Origin of the sequence: Streptomyces sp. NRRL S-118 (genome assembly GCF_000716335.1) — a bacterium.
Taxonomy (GTDB): Bacteria; Actinomycetota; Actinomycetes; order Streptomycetales; family Streptomycetaceae; genus Streptomyces.
Map to the genome: position 1 here is coordinate 47,942 of NZ_KL591002.1, position 13,399 is coordinate 61,340.

Consider the following 13,399-nt stretch of genomic DNA (forward strand, 5'->3'; position numbering starts at 1 on the left):
GGGATCGACAACCTCGTCGTGCTGACCGGCGACGTGCACGTGGGGTACGCGTTCGACCTGAAGGCCGACTTCGACGACCCCGCCTCCCGCACCGTCGGCACCGAGCTCGTCGCCACCTCCATCGCCAGCGGCAAGGACGGCGCCGACCGGCCCGCCAACTGGGACAACATCACCCGGGCCAACCCGCACCTGAAGTTCTACAACGGGCGCCGCGGCTACCTCGCCGTCACGCTCGCGCCCGGGCAGGCCCGCGCCGACTTTCGGACCGTCTCCGCGGTCACCACCCCCGGCGCCCCCGTCACCACCGCCGCCTCGTTCGTCACCGAGGCCGGGAACCCCGGCCTCACACCGGTGTGACCTCCGCCGGGTAGCGGACGCCGATGCGGTCCCGTACCGCGTCGAGCGTCCGCATCACCGCCAGCGTCCCGTCCAGCGGCAACACCGGCGACTCGGTCCGGCCCGCCCGCAGGCACCGCATCACCTCCGCCCCCTCGGCACCTTGAGATTTCAACCATTCCGGTCGAGCTGAGAGCATAGGCACCCGACTACGCCCAGGACAGCGGAACAGGAGACACGATGCCGGAGAGCGGTCCGAGCCACATACCCGCCGAGCGCCCCACGCAGCGCGCACAGGGCGGCGCCGCCACCCCCGGCACGCAGAACGGGACCGCCGTCCCCTGCACGCGGGAAGACCCCGGCACGCAGGAGGACACCGGCACGCAGGAGGACACCGCCGTCCCCGGAGCCCGGAAGGAGTCCGTCCCGGGCCTGCGCGGCACCCGGTCCGCACCGGCCCCCGCCTCTCCCGACGTCACCCCGGCTTCCGCGCCCCCCGCCGCTCCGGTCGCCGCCGCGCGCCGTGCGAGCCTCCTGGTCACGCTCGTCCTCGGCGGGCTCACCGCGCTCCCGCCGCTCTCCATGGACATGTACCTCCCGGCCCTGCCGGAGGTCACCCGGGCCCTGGGGGCGCCCGCCGCCACCGTGCAGCTCACCCTCACCGCCTGCCTCGCCGGGCTCGCGCTCGGCCAGCTCGTCGTCGGGCCCATGAGCGACAAGTGGGGGCGCCGCCGTCCTCTGCTCATCGGCATGGTCGTGTACGTCGCCGCCACCGCGGTGTGCGCCCTGGCCCCCGGCATCGAACTGCTCATCGCCTTCCGGCTGCTCCAGGGCCTCGCCGGCGCGGCGGGCATCGTGATCGCCCGGGCGGTCGTGCGCGACCTGTACGACGGGGTCGAGATGGCCCGCTTCTTCTCCACGCTCATGCTCATCTCCGGGGCCGCCCCGATCGTCGCGCCGCTCATCGGCGGACAAGTGCTGCGGCTCACCGACTGGCGCGGCGTCTTCCACGTCCTGACCGTCGTCGGGTTCCTCCTCACCCTGGTGGTGTGGAAGTGGCTGGGTGAGACGCTGCCGCCCGAGCGACGGCACGGCGGCGGTGTCGGCGAGGCGCTGCGGACCATGCGCGGGCTGCTCGCCGACCGGATCTTCACCGGCTACCTGGTGGCCGGGTCGCTCGCCTTCGCGGCGCTGTTCGCGTACATCGCCGCCTCGCCGTTCGTGGTCCAGGAGATCCACGGCGCGTCGCCGCAGACCTTCAGCCTCCTGTTCGGCCTCAACTCCGTCGGCCTGGTCGCGGTCGGACAGATCAACGGCAAGCTGCTGGTGGGCCGGGTCAGCATGGACAAGGTGCTGGCCTTCGGGCTGGCCGTCCTCATGCTGGCCGCCGTCGGGCTGTTGCTGATGACCGGCGGTGTCTTCGGGCCCGTCGGCCTGGCGCCGGTGGCCGCGGGACTGTTCGTGCTGATGTCGGCGATGGGGCTGGTGATGCCCAACACCAACGCCCAGGCGCTGATGCGCACCCCGCACGCGGCCGGCTCGGCCTCCGCGCTGCTCGGCACGTCGTCGTTCCTGATCGGCGCGGTCGCCTCGCCGCTGGTGGGCATCGCGGGAGAGGCCACGGCCGTCCCGATGGCGGTCGTCCAGCTCGTGTGCGCCACCGGGGCGATGGGATGCTTCCTGGCGCTGTGCCGCCCCTGGCGCGCGTCGCAATCCCGCGCGCCGCAGCCCCGGTAGGGCCCCGGTCCGGCGGGCACACCCGTACGCCCAAGACGTGTTGCGAACCGGATCGGCGCTGGATTCCGGCCATGATCCGGCCATGATCCGGCCTTGGGGCGGCTTCGCTCAGTCCCGGTACTCGCCGGCTCGCGCAGCGTGCCGATCCCGCGACCGGGAAGGCCGTGCCGTCCCTCGCATGTCCATCCCCTCGAGGGTGCGGCCCCCGAGGCCCTGGCCACGGCGCCCGGTCCAGGGTCCCCGGCCTTCGCCCACCGAGGCGGCGGGCGGTCGTTCCCTGAGACTCATTCCCCGAGCACGCTCGCGGACCGGGTCGGCGGCAGCGGCCTGCCGCGGTAGCCGGGTCACCGGCCTATCGGTCTCGCCCAGGAGGGTCTTTGATCGCGGGCGCGGCCGAACGCAACAGCCGCTCACGCAGAGCGCTCGGCTGGGAAACCCAGCCGAGCGCCTGCATGAACGGCTCGCGGCCAACCAGCCGACTGCTCACTGCGGCGGGCGTGAAAGTGCCCTCCTCCTGTGGTTCAGGCAGTCGACGGGCTGGGCACCATGGCTCGCAGGACGGGTGTACAGCAGTTGTTCACGCTGTTGCCCGCGTCGGCTGAGGTCAACGGGTATGCCCGTTTCCCGCTCGCCGGCGAGCCCCGGTACGTGTGCCGTCGTCAGAGGAGATCGAGGTCGAGGTCGAGGTCGAGCCCCGGTCCCGTCTCGGCGGCGGCACCGTTCCCGGCCGCCGTGTCCTCGCCACTGCAGATCTGCTGGATCGCAGTCGAGGTCGCCGGCCCGCTGCCGAGCAGGGTCAGGGGGCCGCCGATGTTGATGAGGCCGAACTGGTAGGTGTCATCGCTGACCCGAGCCTCCTGGTCGCAGATGACCACGTTGCCGTCCTTGCCGTCCTGGCCTCTGTAGGAGTCGGCGACAGCGGCACCGGCTCCGAGCATGCTGAAGCTCCCGAGCATGGCAGCTACCAGGGCAGCATTCCGAAGTTTGCGCACAACATCTCCACTTCCGTCGGAATCGACGTGATCAGTGAGGGTGGAACCGTACAAGCTTGCAAGCTAAGTCATGTTTGCCCGTTTTGAGCGAAACGCGCCGATGTGTCACTCAATTGGCGCTCTGGTGGGCGACCACGCAAGCGGCCGGACCGGGTGCGTGCGGAGAGGGCATACGCACGAGAGAACCGCTCCTGCCTGCGTGGACCCGGGGAGCGGGAGGCCACCCGCCACGACGTCGGCGGAGTCCTCCACCGGCGAGGCACGCGCCCGGCCCGGAACGAGTCGCTGCCGCACGCCGTGCTGGGCGACATCGAGCGGGTGCGGCAGTTCGGCGTGGAGGACGACCACCCGTTCTTCCCTGACCGGGCTTCAACCACCACCCCGAATGCGTCGCAGAGGCACGGATGGTCGCGGCCTCCGTGCTCGACGCGCGGGGCTGTGGACGGAGTCGATGGACGACACGCAACTCCCCTTCGCGGTCCACGACCTGGTGCTCGCCGCAGAACGACAGTGAGGGTCGCACGGACGCGCAAGAGGCCGGTTCCGGCCGCCGAACGTTGAACGACAAGCTCAGTCGCGGCGCGCGTACGCGATCAGGTGGACGCGGTCCGCCGGGTCCGTCCAGCGGAACAGTCCGACGCCCGCCACGTCCTCCTCCGGCAGGCGGACGCTGGGCGCGAGCGCCTGCGGTACGCCGGCGGCCAGGTCGATCAGGACCGGAGTGCCACCGCCGGCCAGGGCGTCGGCCGGGCCGCGCGCGCCGCTCGCGCCGTACACCACGCCCTCGTCGGTGACCGTGGTGAGCGTGAGGGGCGCGGTCCCGTCGGGGTTCTCGAAGCAGCGGCCGGTCCGGGCGTCCAGGTCGAAGGCGAGCCTGCCGGCGATCAGGTACCGCCCGCCGGGCGAGGTCACGGCCCGCGGGTACTCGCCGGGCTCGATCGCCGGCCGGTGGCACTGCACCCGTACCAGCGGCGTGCCGGTGCGCACGTCGTGCACCGCCCAGATGTCGTGGGTGGCCGCCCGCGCGGCGCCCTTCCGGTGCTGCCAGCGGGCCAGCACATGGCCGGGGGTGAACGCGGTGGGCACCCCGCTCGCCGGATCCGCGCCCGCCGGGGCCCGGTCGCGGCTCGACCAGCTCCCGCGCACCCAGAAACCGCGGGCGCCGCTGACGAGCAGGCCCTTCGGGGTCATGCCGCGCACCTCGGTCAGCGTGCGGCACGGGGCGCAGCCCTTGGGGTGGCCGAGACGGGCCGGCGGGACCCGGGTGACCTCGCCGGTGCCGGGAGCGACGACCGCGCTGCGCGCCTTGCCGTCGCTGATGACGACGCCGGGACCGGTGGCGGTCACTATCGGCGCGTCGGGCCAGGGCACCTCCACGCGCTTGCGGGTGCCGTCGGCCGCGTCGTACACGTCGAGCGAGACGAGGCTGCTCGCCGGCGTCAGCGGGTCGCCGCCGATCGTGCCGTACGACCAGACCACGAAGTACTGCCGGCCGTCCTCGGTCAGTGCCAGCAGGTGCGGCACGGCACCGGGTTCGCCGAGCGGGTGGAAGGGGCGGCCCGTCCACGCGGCCTTGCCGGTCACGACGTCGACGGCCCGCAGGCGGAAGCCGGCGTCACCGGACCGCTCGAGGTGCGCGACCAGGCCGGTGGCGGGGTCCAGGACGTGTTCGCCCGCGATGTCCGGGAGCTCCCAGCCGTGGGCGGTGTCGTACGCGGCGGGGACGGTGAGCCGGGTCGCCGGGCCGGTGCTCGAGCGCGCGGACGTCGTGGGTGCGGGGCTGCTCGCGCCCTCGGGATCGTCAGGGCCGCCGCCGCAGGTGGAGAGCAGGAGAATCAGGGCCAGGACGGCCACGCCGGCCACCAGGGCGGCGCGCACGATCCTCTGTCTCATGGTCCCCCCGCGAGCACGGCGCCGGCCGGCCACCGCGTCACGGTCACCGCCCCGGCCATCGGATCAACGGCGGTCAGCCTAGCAACGCGGACCACCCCCGGGGGCCGCCTACGATGGGTCGGTGAACCTCTCCCTGTCCCCCGCGGAAGCGCTGCGCGACGCCCTGGCCGGGCTGCTCGACGGGCTGCCGCCGACCAAGGCCGCGCAGGCCGTCGACCGGCTCATCGCCAGCTACCGCGGGACGACCCCGACCGACGCACCCGTGCTGCGCGACCGGTCCGACGTCGTCGCGTACGCCGCGTACCGGATGCCGGCGACGTTCGAGGCGGTACGGGCCGCGCTGGGGGCGCTGCGGGACGCGGCACCGGAGTGGGTGCCGGGCACGCACACCGACATCGGGGGCGGCACGGGCGCGGCGAGCTGGGCCGTCGCCGAGGCGTGGGACTCCGCGGCGCGCACCACCGTCCTGGACTGGGCGGAGCCGGCGCTCGCGCTGGGGCGCGAGCTGGCGGCCGTCTCGGGCGTGCCGGGGCTGACGGGCGCCGCTTGGCAGCGCTCTCGCATCAGTGCGGCGCTCCGCATCGAGAGCAGTGATCTCGTCACCGTCTCGTACGTGCTCAAGGAGCTCACCGAACAGGACCGCGCCGCCGTCGTCACCGAGGCCGCGCGCGCCGCGCAGGCCGTCGTGATCGTGGAACCCGGCACACCCGATGGCTACGCCCGGATCATCGCCGCCCGCGACGCGCTCGTCGCCGCCGGCCTGCGCATCGCCGCGCCCTGCCCGCACAGCGCGGCCTGCCCCATCGAACCCGGCACGGACTGGTGCCACTTCGCCGCCCGCGTCAGCCGCTCCTCCCTCCACCGCCAGGTCAAGGGCGGTTCGCTGGCGTACGAGGACGAGAAGTTCAGCTACGTCGTGGCGACCCGGTTCCCCGTCGCGCCCGCGCCCGCGCGCGTCACCCGCAAGCCGCAGATCCGCAAGGGGCAGGTGCTGCTCGACCTGTGCACCGAGGGCGACGGGCTGCGCCGCGACACCGTCACCAAGCGGCACGGCGCGCTCTACAAGGCGGCGCGGGACGCCGCCTGGGGCGACGAGTGGCCGCCCCGCTGAAGGCCCTCCGCCCGGCGGGCCACCGCACGCCCGGCCGATGAGGCGACAGGGCGGGGCCACGCGGTGACCGCTCGCCGGTGACGGTTGCCGCCGGCGTGCCGGCGGCGCGAGGCACCGGGCCCGCCCGGCGACGGCCCCGGTCCCATCGGGACCTGCCGGCGGCGGCGCGAGGCACCGGGCCCGCCCGGTCCACCCGAGCCGCCGCCCGCTGCGCGCGCTGCTGCGCCGGGCGGCCGCCGTGATGCCTCCGGGAAGTACTGCTCCGGCAGGTTCGCCCTCCGAAGGCGCGGCCCCGCAGGTCGCGCCTACGGCAGGTCCCGCCTACGGCAGGTCGCGGCCCAGGGGCCGCGACCTGCCGTGCGGTTCCTGCGGGGCCGGGCCTCAGGCCCGCAGTTCCTGGGTGCAGCACTTCACGCTGCCGCCGCCCTTGAGCAGCTCGCCCAGGTCCATGCCGACCGGCTCGAAGCCGCGCTCCCGCAGCGGCCGGAAGAGCCCCACCGCTGCTTGCGGCAGCAGCACGTGCCTGCCGTCGCTCACCGCGTTCAGCCCGAGCGCCGCCGCGTCCTCCTCCTCGGCGATCAGCGCGTCGGGGAAGAGCCGGCGGAGCACGGCGCGGCTGCCGGGGGAGAAGGCGCCGGGGTAGTACATGATCTCGTCGGCCGCGTCGTCCAGGACGCACAGCGCCGTGTCGAGGTGGTAGTAGCGAGGGTCCACCAGCTCCAGGCCGATCACCGGCCGGCCGAAGAACTCCTGGGCCTCGTCGTGCGACAGGGGACTGGAGCGGAAACCCCGCCCCGCCAGGATCCAGGAGGCGGTGACCGCGAAATCGCCCTCGCCCTCGTTGATGTGGTCGGGTTCGTGGATGTCGGTGAAGCCGTGCGCCCGGAACCAGGCGCCGTGGACCGCGGCCTCCGGAACCCGCTCGGCGTGCGCGAACCGCGCGAGCAGCACGCGGCCGTCGATGACGGTGGCGCCGTTGGCGGCGAACACCATGTCCGGCAGGTCGGTCCGGGGCTCCAGCAGCTCGACCGTGTGGCCGAGGGAGAGGTACCGGTCGCGCAGGTCTTCCCATTGGGTGAGGGCGAGCGGCAGGTCGACCGGTTTCGCCGGATCCATCCACGGGTTGATGGAGTAGGTCACCCTGAAGTGCGCGGGTGGGCACATCAGGTAGCGGCGGGGTGATGCGTCACGAGGCAAGAAAGGCTCCTCACGGACGGCAGGACGCACGGTGTGTGCGTGCATGCCATGGTGCGCCGTGCGGAGCCCCGTGCGCAGTGGACCGTACGGGTGAGTTCGATCCGTCGCGGCCCGGGCCGGCGAATTGAGACGATACGTCTCGACTCGTACGGCTGTTAGATTGAGCCGCATGGCAGAGACCAAGGCGCCCGACTCCACGCGCCGCAGCGAACGATCCCGCCGTGCCATCCACGCCGCCGCCCTCGCCCTCGTCGGCGAGGTCGGGTACGCGCGGACCACCATCGAGGGCATCGCCGCCCGCGCCGGCGTCGGCAAGCAGACCATCTACCGCTGGTGGCCCTCGAAGGCGGCCGTCCTGCTGGACGCCTCCCTGGAGCTCGCCCGGCAGGCCGAGGAGGCGGCCGGCTGCGAGGCCGGCGGCGGGCTCCCCGACACCGGTGACCTGGAGGCGGACCTCAAGCTCGTGCTGCGCGCCACCGTGGACGAGATGAACCACCCGTCGTACGACGCCCCCGCCCGCGCCCTCGCCGCGGAGAGCGTGACCGACCCCGAGCTGTGTGCCCGGTTCGTCCGGGAGCTCCTGGAGCCCAGGCTCCAGCTGTTCGCGGACCGGCTGCGTGCCGCCCAGGAGGCCGGCCAGGTCCGTCCGGACGTGGACCCGCGCACCGCCCTGGAGCTGCTCACCGGCACGCTCGCCCACCGCTGGCTGATGCGCACCCTCCCGCTGACCCACGCGTACACCGACCGGATCGTCGAGTACACCCTGCGCGGCATCGGCCCCCGCCCGGCGGGCTGACCAATCCCGACATAGCCGCCCATCACACCCCGCGGGCCCACCCCGGTTGGGGACTCCGGTCACCCGGGGCGCAGGATGGTGGGACCATGGCAGGGACCGCAGGGCTTGCAGCAGGTGTGAGGGGATAGATGGGCGACGGTATCGGCCGCTACCGCGGCACGGAGAGCAAACTCGCGCACTGGCTGCGCCGGCGCCCGAGGAAACCCGCGGTCGACGTCCCGAGCCGCGAGGACCTGCTCCTCGCCACCGCCGATGCGGGCCTGCCCCTGGCCCCCGCCGCGTATCCCGTCGGCTACCGGTGCTCCTGCGAGCGCATCGGCTGTCCCACCCCGGCCCGCCATCCCGTCTCCTTCGCCTGGCAGACGCAGTCCACCACCGACCGCGCCCAGATCGAGCGGTGGGCCGAGAACCAGCCGCAGGCCAACTTCATCACCGCGACCGGCATGGTCCACGACGTCCTCGACGTTCCGCTGGAGGCCGGTCGCGCCGCGTTGGAACGCCTTCTCGCCGAGGGCGTCGACGTCGGGCCGGTGGCCGAGTCCGGGGACGGCCGCATGCTCTTCTTCACCGCCACCCGCGGCACCCCGGAGGACGAGGACGAGTGGTGGCCGTGCGAGCTGGACTGCCACCCCGAGACCATGGACGAGCACCCCGGCCTGCGCTGGCACTGCCGAGGCTCCTACGTCCTCGTACCGCCCGCGCGGCTCCCCGGTGATCTCGGCGTCGCCTGGGTGCGCGGCCCCGAGCACCCGCTGCCCGACCCGCTGACGCTGCTGGAGGCGCTCACCGACGCGTGCGCCCGCCACACCGACGAGCACGAGCACCACTCGGTCGCCTGGCCGCTGAGCCGCTGAGCGTCACGACCCCGTCGCCGAGGTCACGCCCTGGAGGCGGCCGGGGACCGTCGCCACGGCCGGACCGCTGAGCGTCACGACCCCGTCGCCGAGGTCACGCCCTGGAGGCGGCCGAGGACCGTCACCTGGTCGGAGGCCGCCCCGGCGGGCTTCACCTGGACCGCGAGACTGGCCACCCACTCCTTGGTGAGCGTGCTCTTCACCTCGCCCGTCATCAGCGCCCGCACCTCGGGGCTCACCTTCGGCCGGTAGCCCGGGGCCGCGGTCTGGCGGTCGAAGAAGCGGGTGGCGAAGAAGACCAGCGCACCGCCGTCCTCGGTCACGAGCCCGAGCGGCGCGTAGTCACCCGTGTCCAGCGGCTGGTCCACGTACTGCGTGGACAGTCCCGGCCGCCGCGCGACGCTCCGGCGCTCGTCCCGCCACGCCGTGGTGTGCGGGCCCGCCGCGAAGTGCGCGGGCTTCCCGGACCTGAGGTACTCGGTGTACTCCTCGCTCAGGTCCTTCGGCGCCACCGCGACCGACGCGGAATCCGCCGCGACCGGCTCGGCCCACCCGTCGCCGTCCTTCCGGAACTCCGGCATCTCGTCCGGCGTGAGGATCGACAGGTACGCGACCTCCCACAGCTGCTGGGCGCTGTTGCGGACGAACAGGAGCACCCAGCGGGTGTCCCCCGCGCCCCGGTCGGTGTCGCGGTTGGAGTCGGTGTCCGCGACGAACCAGCGCGGCCAGCCCGCCTTCTTCGGGATGACGAACTCGGCGTCCGACAGCACCAGCGGCTGGTGCTTGGGGTTACCGCCGGGGCTGGTGATGCTGCGCGACTTCAGCCCCGCCTGGTTGATGGCGCCGAGCGCGCCGGTGACCCGGCCCGCGTCCAGGTCCGGGTCGTACGCCTTGTCGGCCGCGTTGTACGCCGCGGTGAAGTCCTTCAGCGCCTGCGCGGCCTCAGCCTTCGTGGCCGCCGGGACGACCTCCAGCTCGCCGTGCACCGTCACGCACCCGCTCGCCGTCAGCGCCAGCACCGTCGCCATCGTCACCGACGCGAGCCCCGCCGCCCGGCCTCGACCCCGACCCAGCCTTCTCATCGGTTGCCTTCTGCTCCTCGACCCCCACTGACCGTCCGAACCCTACCGGGGCCAGGAACAGCGCGAGCGCCGGGACCAGATACAGCGCCCACACCGTGACCTGGAGGACCGTCGGGTCCGGCTGGAAGTTGAAGACGCCCTTCAGCAGCGTGCCGTACCAGCTGTCCGGCGGGACCGCCGTGCTGACGTCGAACGCCTTGTCCGCCAGGCCGCCGAGGAACCGGGCCTCCTGCAGGTCGTGCACGCCGTAGGCCAGCACACCGGCCGCGACCACGACCAGCATCCCGCCGGTCCAGGCGAAGAACCGCGCCAGGTCGATCCGTACCGCGCCCCGGTAGAACAGCCAGCCCAGCAGCACCGCCGTGGCGATGCCCAGCAGCACCCCCGACAGCGGCTCCGCCGAGCCCGCCTCGTCGGCCGCCGCGCGCACCGACGCCCAGACGAACAGCGCCGTTTCCAGGCCCTCCCGGCCCACCGCGAGGAACGCGGTGGCCACCAGGGCGCCCGTGCCGACCCGGAGCGCCGCGTCGAGCCGCCCGTGCAGCTCCGCCTTCAAGTGCCGCGCGGTGCGCCGCATCCAGAAGACCATCCACGTCACCAGCACCACGGCGAGGATGGACAGCGAGCCGCCGAGCAGCTCCTGGGCCTCGAACGTCAGCTCCTGGGAGCCGAATTCGAGGAGGCAGCCGAAGGCCAGCGACAGTCCCGCCGCGATGCCGACACCGGCCCACACCGGCCTCAGCGCGTCCCGCCGGCCGGTCTTCACGAGGTACGCGACGAGGATGCAGACGACCAGGGACGCCTCCAGCCCCTCGCGCAGCCCTATCAGGTAGTTGCCGAACATTCCGCCCCCGTCCCCTCAGGTGAACAGCGCCCGGCCCCACCAGTCGTCCGCGCCGCGGACGCCCGGCGGGACGGCGAAGAGCGCCGAACCCACGTGCTGGATGTACTCGTTGAGCACATCGTGCCGTGCCAGCTGTGTCTGCACCGGGATGAAGCCGGTGCGCACGTCCCGCTGGTACGCCAGGAAGAACAGTCCCGCGTCCAGCCGGCCCAGGCCGTCCGTGCCGTCGGTGAACGAGTAGCCGCGGCGCAGCATCCGCGCCCCGCCGTTGGAGGCGGGGTGCGCGAGGCGCACGTGGGACTCCGGTTTCATCGCCGGCAGGAACGGCTCGTCGTGCTCCTTCGCCCTGCCGACGGGGGCACCCTCGCGTTTGTCGCGGCCGAAGATGTCCTCCTGCTCCTGGAGCGGGGTGCGGTCCCAGGTCTCGACGTTCATCCGGATGCGGCGGGCCACCAGGTACGAGCCGCCGGCCATCCACCGCGGGCCGTCCTGCGGCGCCACCCACACGTGCTCGTCCAGCGCGGCGGTGTCGGTGCCGGCGATGTTGCGGGTGCCGTCCTTGAAGCCGAAGAGGTTCCGCGGGGTCTGCGCGTCGGGCGTCGTCGAGGACGTCTTGCCGAACCCGAGCTGCGACCAGCGCACCGCGACCCTGCCGAACCCGATGCGGGCCAGGTTGCGGATGGCGTGGACCGCCACCTGCGGGTCGTCCGCGCACGCCTGGACGCACAGGTCGCCGCCGCTGCGGGCCTCGTCCAGGTTGTCCCCGGGGAACGGCGGCAGACCGGCCAGGGCCGCCGGGCGCCGGGCGGCCAGCCCGAAGCGGCCGTCGAACAGGGACGGGCCGAATCCGATGGTGAGGGTGAGGCGCGACGGCTTGAGGCCCAGCGCCTCGCCGGTGTCGTCCGGCGGCGCCTCGGGCAGCCCGCCGTACGCGCCCTCGCCGACCTCGCGGCCCTCGGTCAGCCGCTCGGCCGCCCGCGTCCACTCCTTCAGCAGCCGCACCAGCGCGGCGCGGTCCTCCGTCGTCACGTCGAACGCCGCGAAGTGCAGCCGGTCCTGCACGGGGGTGGCGATGCCGGCCTGGTGGGCGCCGTGGAACGGCACGGCCGCACCGCCGTCGGCGGCCGGGGCCGCCCCCTGCGTGCCGCGCGTGACGGCGACGGCGGCGCCGCCGGCCGCCGCCCCGAGGGCGAGGCCCGCGCCGCTCCACCCGAGCAGGGACCGCCGCGACGGTCCGCGCTGTCCGCCGGTGTCGATGTCCGTCACGGTGGCCTACTTCACGACCGCGGCGGCGAGCTTGGACAGCGGCTCCGCCAGCGCGTTCACGCCGTCCGAGAGCTCCTTGCGCTGCTCCGCGCCGACCTTGTCGTACGGCCTGAAGTCGTACGACGCCTTGTCCGCACGGTATGTGTCGAGCAGGGCGTTCAACGAGCCGAACTGGCGGTCGAGTTCGGCGACGAGCGCGGGGTCGTTCTTCGAGGCGACCGGCTTGAGCAGCTCGTACGACTTCTGCGCGCCCTCGACGTTCGCCTTGAAGTCGACCAGGTCGGTGTGGGAGTACCGTTCCTCCTCGCCGGTGACCTTGCCGGTGGCGACCTCGTCCAGCAGCTCCTTGGCGCCGTTGGCCATGGAGGTGGGCGTGATCTCGGCCTTGCCGACCCGCTTCACCCAGTCGGCCAGGTCCTTGTCGAGGGTGTCGGCCAGCGCCGCCGCCCCGGGACCGAGCTTCTTCTCCTGCCACAGCGCCTTCTCCAGGCGGTGCCAGCCCGTCCACTCCTGGCCCGGCTCCAGGCCGTCCTCGCGGACGTCGACCTTCGGGTCGATGTCGCCGAACGACTCGGCGACCGGCTCGGTGCGCTCCCAGCCGATGCGGGAGGCGGCGTACGCCTTCTTCGCGCCCTCGATGTCACCCGCGCGCACGGCGTCGGTGAAGACCTTCACCCTGGGCAGGGTCTCGTCGGCCTGCTGCTGGACGTACTGGCGGTACGCGGCGACGGCGGCGTCCATCTCGGGGGAGCGGGCCGCGGCCTTGCCGCCGGTGACGGTGACCTTCTGGCGGATGCCGTCGCCCTTCATGCCGGGCTTGCACGCGATCTCGTAGTCACCGGCCTTCACCTCGGCGGTGATGGTGGCCTTGGTGCCGGGACCGATGTTCTCGCGTTCGGTGACGATCCGGTCGTCGGGGAAGAGGAGGTAGACCTCGGTCACCTTGGAGCCCTTGTTCTCCACGGACAGCCGCACGTGCCCGGCGGGGAACTCCTTCTTCGACACCTCGCAGGCGTCGTCCTTCGCGACGACCTGGACGGCGCCGTCGCCGCCCTTGGCGTCGCTCTTCTCCGCGCACCCCGCGACGGCGGTCAGAGCGGCCAGGGTGGCGGCGGCGGTGACGACGGACGGACGGACCGGTCGCATACGTACTCCGTGAGGGAAGACTGCTCGGAGGGCCCGGACAGAGGGGTGGGAGAAGTGAGGTCTGCCTAACTTATGGGAGCCTTACAAGGATTCGACACGAGGCGGTCACAGGAGCCCCATGGGCGCCCCAGAACGCGGTCAAGTG

12 protein-coding genes and 1 pseudogene are annotated in these 13,399 nt (G+C 73.3%); 5 read left to right on the plus strand and 8 right to left on the minus strand.

Annotation, left to right across the window (positions count from 1 at the left end; all coding sequences use genetic code 11):
• A partial coding sequence (locus IH00_RS39440) for an alkaline phosphatase D family protein (RefSeq protein ID WP_031069468.1) occupies nucleotides 1-357 on the plus strand: 357 nt, incomplete at its 5' end.
• Here the strand turns inward: IH00_RS39440 and IH00_RS41630 are convergent.
• Nucleotides 344-493: pseudogene (locus IH00_RS41630) on the minus strand (gfo/Idh/MocA family oxidoreductase); the annotation flags it as partial. The gene IH00_RS39440 and the pseudogene IH00_RS41630 overlap by 14 nt on opposite strands.
• A gap of 83 nt (nucleotides 494-576) precedes the next feature.
• Between IH00_RS41630 and IH00_RS0103680 the strand changes: the two are divergent.
• A complete protein-coding gene (locus tag IH00_RS0103680; protein ID WP_234334759.1) occupies nucleotides 577-2,073 on the plus strand; it encodes a Bcr/CflA family multidrug efflux MFS transporter in 1,497 nt (498 codons plus the stop codon).
• Nucleotides 2,074-2,732: 659 nt separating this feature from the next.
• Here IH00_RS0103680 and IH00_RS0103685 read toward each other — a convergent pair.
• Together IH00_RS0103685 and IH00_RS0103690 are read right to left on the minus strand one after the other, a co-directional pair.
• Entirely contained in the window at nucleotides 2,733-3,011 is a 279-nt protein-coding gene (locus IH00_RS0103685; RefSeq protein WP_158827662.1) for a hypothetical protein, read from the minus strand.
• Nucleotides 3,012-3,635: 624 nt separating this feature from the next.
• A complete protein-coding gene (locus IH00_RS0103690; RefSeq protein ID WP_031069473.1) occupies nucleotides 3,636-4,958 on the minus strand; it encodes a hypothetical protein in 1,323 nt (440 codons plus the stop codon).
• A 121-nt stretch (nucleotides 4,959-5,079) separates the two neighbouring features.
• Here IH00_RS0103690 and IH00_RS0103695 point away from each other — a divergent pair, with 121 nt between their 5' ends.
• Entirely contained in the window at nucleotides 5,080-6,069 is a 990-nt protein-coding gene (locus tag IH00_RS0103695; RefSeq protein ID WP_031069475.1) for a small ribosomal subunit Rsm22 family protein, read from the plus strand.
• Nucleotides 6,070-6,450: 381 nt separating this feature from the next.
• Here the strand turns inward: IH00_RS0103695 and ddaH are convergent, their stop codons facing one another.
• Nucleotides 6,451-7,266: a dimethylargininase gene (ddaH, locus tag IH00_RS0103700; protein WP_078887540.1), complete on the minus strand. Its 816-nt coding sequence runs from the start codon at nucleotides 7,264-7,266 to the stop codon at nucleotides 6,451-6,453.
• A gap of 169 nt (nucleotides 7,267-7,435) precedes the next feature.
• On the opposite strand from ddaH, the gene IH00_RS0103705 reads away from it, so the two are divergent.
• Nucleotides 7,436-8,062: a TetR/AcrR family transcriptional regulator gene (locus IH00_RS0103705; RefSeq protein WP_031069480.1), complete on the plus strand. Its 627-nt coding sequence runs from the start codon at nucleotides 7,436-7,438 to the stop codon at nucleotides 8,060-8,062.
• Nucleotides 8,063-8,190: 128 nt separating this feature from the next.
• Nucleotides 8,191-8,916: a bifunctional DNA primase/polymerase gene (locus IH00_RS0103710; RefSeq protein ID WP_031069481.1), complete on the plus strand. Its 726-nt coding sequence runs from the start codon at nucleotides 8,191-8,193 to the stop codon at nucleotides 8,914-8,916.
• Nucleotides 8,917-8,990: 74 nt separating this feature from the next.
• On the opposite strand, the gene IH00_RS0103715 is transcribed toward IH00_RS0103710, so the two are convergent.
• From IH00_RS0103715 to efeO, 4 genes are read right to left on the minus strand one after another with little or no spacing between them, the layout of a single operon-like run.
• Nucleotides 8,991-9,944: an SCO2278 family lipoprotein gene (locus tag IH00_RS0103715; protein WP_031069482.1), complete on the minus strand. Its 954-nt coding sequence runs from the start codon at nucleotides 9,942-9,944 to the stop codon at nucleotides 8,991-8,993.
• A complete protein-coding gene (gene efeU, locus IH00_RS0103720) occupies nucleotides 9,859-10,842 on the minus strand; it encodes an iron uptake transporter permease EfeU (protein WP_031069483.1) in 984 nt (327 codons plus the stop codon). Before efeU ends, IH00_RS0103715 begins: the two co-directional genes overlap by 86 nt.
• A 15-nt stretch (nucleotides 10,843-10,857) precedes the next feature.
• On the minus strand, nucleotides 10,858-12,108 hold the full coding sequence (gene efeB / locus IH00_RS0103725; RefSeq protein ID WP_031069484.1) for an iron uptake transporter deferrochelatase/peroxidase subunit: 1,251 nt from the start codon (nucleotides 12,106-12,108) through the stop codon (nucleotides 10,858-10,860).
• Nucleotides 12,109-12,114: 6 nt separating this feature from the next.
• Nucleotides 12,115-13,254: an iron uptake system protein EfeO gene (gene efeO / locus IH00_RS0103730; RefSeq protein ID WP_031069485.1), complete on the minus strand. Its 1,140-nt coding sequence runs from the start codon at nucleotides 13,252-13,254 to the stop codon at nucleotides 12,115-12,117.
• Nucleotides 13,255-13,399 lie beyond the last annotated feature (145 nt).

Excerpts from the sequence above, each read along its gene's own strand:
- IH00_RS0103680 (WP_234334759.1), top strand. The coding sequence starts at position 577 with ATGCCGGAGAGCGGTCCGAGCCACATACCCGCCGAGCGCCCCACGCAG.
- IH00_RS0103710 (WP_031069481.1), top strand. The coding sequence starts at position 8,191 with ATGGGCGACGGTATCGGCCGCTACCGCGGCACGGAGAGCAAACTCGCG.
- IH00_RS0103705 (WP_031069480.1), top strand. The coding sequence starts at position 7,436 with ATGGCAGAGACCAAGGCGCCCGACTCCACGCGCCGCAGCGAACGATCC.
- IH00_RS0103690 (WP_031069473.1), bottom strand. The coding sequence starts at position 4,958 with ATGAGACAGAGGATCGTGCGCGCCGCCCTGGTGGCCGGCGTGGCCGTC.
- efeU (WP_031069483.1), bottom strand. The coding sequence starts at position 10,842 with ATGTTCGGCAACTACCTGATAGGGCTGCGCGAGGGGCTGGAGGCGTCC.
- IH00_RS0103685 (WP_158827662.1), bottom strand. The coding sequence starts at position 3,011 with ATGCTCGGAGCCGGTGCCGCTGTCGCCGACTCCTACAGAGGCCAGGAC.
- IH00_RS0103715 (WP_031069482.1), bottom strand. The coding sequence starts at position 9,944 with ATGGCGACGGTGCTGGCGCTGACGGCGAGCGGGTGCGTGACGGTGCAC.
- efeO (WP_031069485.1), bottom strand. The coding sequence starts at position 13,254 with ATGCGACCGGTCCGTCCGTCCGTCGTCACCGCCGCCGCCACCCTGGCC.